Here is a 2,284-nt window from a genome sequence, read left to right as displayed (position 1 = left end):
GGGCAGAAAGGAAAGTTGTTGCATTGTGCTTCTCTCCATTCAGTCGATGATGCGCATAATGGCGCTGCATTCCGGATGCTGCAGGGCGTAATCCCGCAACCGGTAATAATGGACCGTCATGGCATAACACTCCGTACGACAGGCATGATGACTGTACGTCATCAGACAGGCGGCAATGCCGGCGGCTTCCGGGCTCATTTCAGCGCGGTTACCGTTCATGGCATTGAACAGTACCCAGTTTTCGCCATCATCGTCATCCGGTTCGGGGGCCATAAATGCGCCACCGTTGTTCAGTGTGTACAGATTCCAGATACCACCGCAGTAGTCTTCGCAAAGACGGTCCATCCAGCCGAAGATACGGGGCTCCAGGGTCACCCACTGTGGAATGAGGCCAAAATGCTGCGGCCAGAAGCTGATGCGCTGTTCATCAGGGACTATGGTGGCAACCAGCTGAGACTGGTCATTCCCTGATGCAGCGGTTACGGAAACAGAAGATGTGGTGGAATTATGTGAAATGGTTTTCATGAAATGACTCCTTAAAGGACAAATAAATGCGTGGTTTTCAGGGTAATGGCTGAATCAGCGCAGGCTCTCCAGCAGCGTTTCCGCCATCACCCACAATGCGCGGTTGAGCTTAATGTCAGTGTCAATGCTGTGAATGGCACGGGTATGGATACGTTTTCCTTTAGCGCTGCGACCTGAAATTCCGCCTTTCAGCATATTCTCCTGAATGGTCTGATAAGCACTCCACAGGTCCTTACCGTAATCCTCCCGGCGTCGTGGCGTCAGAATGTCGGCGGTGGTGACGGGCTGATGTTCGTCACCATAACGGTAAGTCAGTGCCGCCTGTGCCAGCGCCTGGCGTGCTGGTGGCGGCAGAATCAGCGACTGCATGGCATCACGCTTTTCCTCAATCCGGTCAAACACGCCCACCACCTCGTAAGCGCCTTCTATGACCCTGTCCACCACGTTTCCCCGGTGTGGCACCCGGACTTCTCCCAGCGACTGACCGCAGACCAGGCCATTGGTACAAATGGCACGAAAATATCCGGGTAACATCTGGTAGCTGGAGGTACCGTCATGGGAGTTGAGCAGAATAATTTCAGGCACATGCTGACCGGTTATCTGTCCGGCCCGCCGCAGACGCAGCATGTGTTTGGTATATTCCCGGCGGCTCTGGTCGCGCACACGGGTCTGGCAGGCGAAGAACGGCTGAAAGCCTTCCCGCTGCAGATTTTCCAGGACGGTGATGGTGGGAATGTACGCATACCGTTCACTGCGGGAGGTGTGCCGGTCTTCTCCAAAAATACTCGGGACGTGGTACATCAGTTCTTCGCGTGCCAGTGGACGGTCACGGCGTATCTGGTTCGCATAACCAAAACGACTTGCTAATCGCATGATTTGCTCCTTATGAATGAGTTGGCGGTATAAATGAAAAGGCCGCGTCTCCCGGAGAAGATGCGGCCTGATGGATGAAATGAAGACGTTTATTGCCTGAGAAGCCCTTCACTGGAGAGCCACACATTAAGCTGTTTTCCGGCGTCAGACTCAAAATTCCAGCACCGCCAGCGTAGCTGCCCTTCGGCATTACGGATAACCAGCCGGAAATATGTTCCCTGGTCATCTTCAGTAAACACATTGCGGTAAGCTGTTGTGACGGCAACAGCCTGTCCGCGTGAGAAAGGGCCTTCGGGCAATAAACGTGCTGTACAACCCGGCATATCTGTTGCTCCCTGAAAGTAAAAAGCCCCGGTCATGATGACCGGGGCCTGAAGGGGAGTGACCTGATTATCAGAAAGTCACATTCAGCGTGGCCTGACCGTTATAGCCTTCAGCGCTGCTGCCGCTGACGCTGTGGGCATAACCGGCCTGAACGCCCAGGGTGATATTTTCCCGGACACGGGCTTCCAGTCCGGCCTGCAGGTCCAGTGACGTGCCATTCCGGGACGGTGAGAACGTCATCCCGCTGCCTGCGGTGGAGGTCCCCACACGCATATCACCCCGGGAGCTGAAGGTGCGGATAACGGAAGGCTGTACCCACCAGTTCACCGGCAGTTCACGCACACTGTGTTTTGCACTGTCACGCAGGGGGGCACGGGATGAGGTGCCTTCACCAAAGGTCATATCGTTGTGACTGCCCAGACGGAAACCGGCACACACATGTTGTGCACTGCTATGCCCGAACTTCACATAACCGGCGTTATCCTGGCCGTCATCCAGGGAAAGTCCCTGCCAGGTGTACTGCAGTTGTGGCTCCAGCATCAGGTTGTCAGTGATACTGAAG

The 2,284-nt window shown here is 55.0% G+C and carries 4 protein-coding genes; all 4 read right to left on the bottom strand.

Features of this window, described 5'->3' with window-relative positions; translation table 11 throughout:
- Positions 1–39 precede the first annotated feature (39 nt).
- Complete coding sequence (locus tag E0D98_RS23450) at positions 40–525, bottom strand: antirestriction protein (RefSeq protein WP_000849591.1); 486 nt, start codon at positions 523–525, stop codon at positions 40–42.
- A 54-nt stretch (positions 526–579) separates the two neighbouring features.
- Positions 580–1,398 carry a DUF932 domain-containing protein gene (locus E0D98_RS23445; RefSeq protein WP_096857390.1) on the bottom strand — a complete coding sequence of 273 codons (819 nt, stop codon included), beginning with the start codon at positions 1,396–1,398 and terminating at the stop codon, positions 580–582.
- Between the two features lie 89 nt (positions 1,399–1,487).
- A complete protein-coding gene (locus E0D98_RS23440) occupies positions 1,488–1,721 on the bottom strand; it encodes a DUF905 family protein (protein WP_001117559.1) in 234 nt (77 codons plus the stop codon).
- Between the two features lie 70 nt (positions 1,722–1,791).
- Positions 1,792–2,284 (bottom strand): autotransporter domain-containing protein (locus E0D98_RS23435; RefSeq protein WP_131891145.1); only part of this gene is annotated, 493 nt, incomplete at its 5' end.

It is taken from the genome of Escherichia sp. KCJ4928 (assembly GCF_004352695.1).
Classification (GTDB): Bacteria; Pseudomonadota; Gammaproteobacteria; order Enterobacterales; family Enterobacteriaceae; genus ECMA0423.
Note: the sequence above shows the minus strand (reverse complement) of the source record. Positions and strands in the feature narration are given on the sequence as shown.

Bases quoted from the DNA above. Each gene is read 5' to 3' on its own strand.
- E0D98_RS23450 (WP_000849591.1), bottom strand. From the start codon at position 525: ATGAAAACCATTTCACATAATTCCACCACATCTTCTGTTTCCGTAACC.
- E0D98_RS23445 (WP_096857390.1), bottom strand. From the start codon at position 1,398: ATGCGATTAGCAAGTCGTTTTGGTTATGCGAACCAGATACGCCGTGAC.
- E0D98_RS23440 (WP_001117559.1), bottom strand. From the start codon at position 1,721: ATGCCGGGTTGTACAGCACGTTTATTGCCCGAAGGCCCTTTCTCACGC.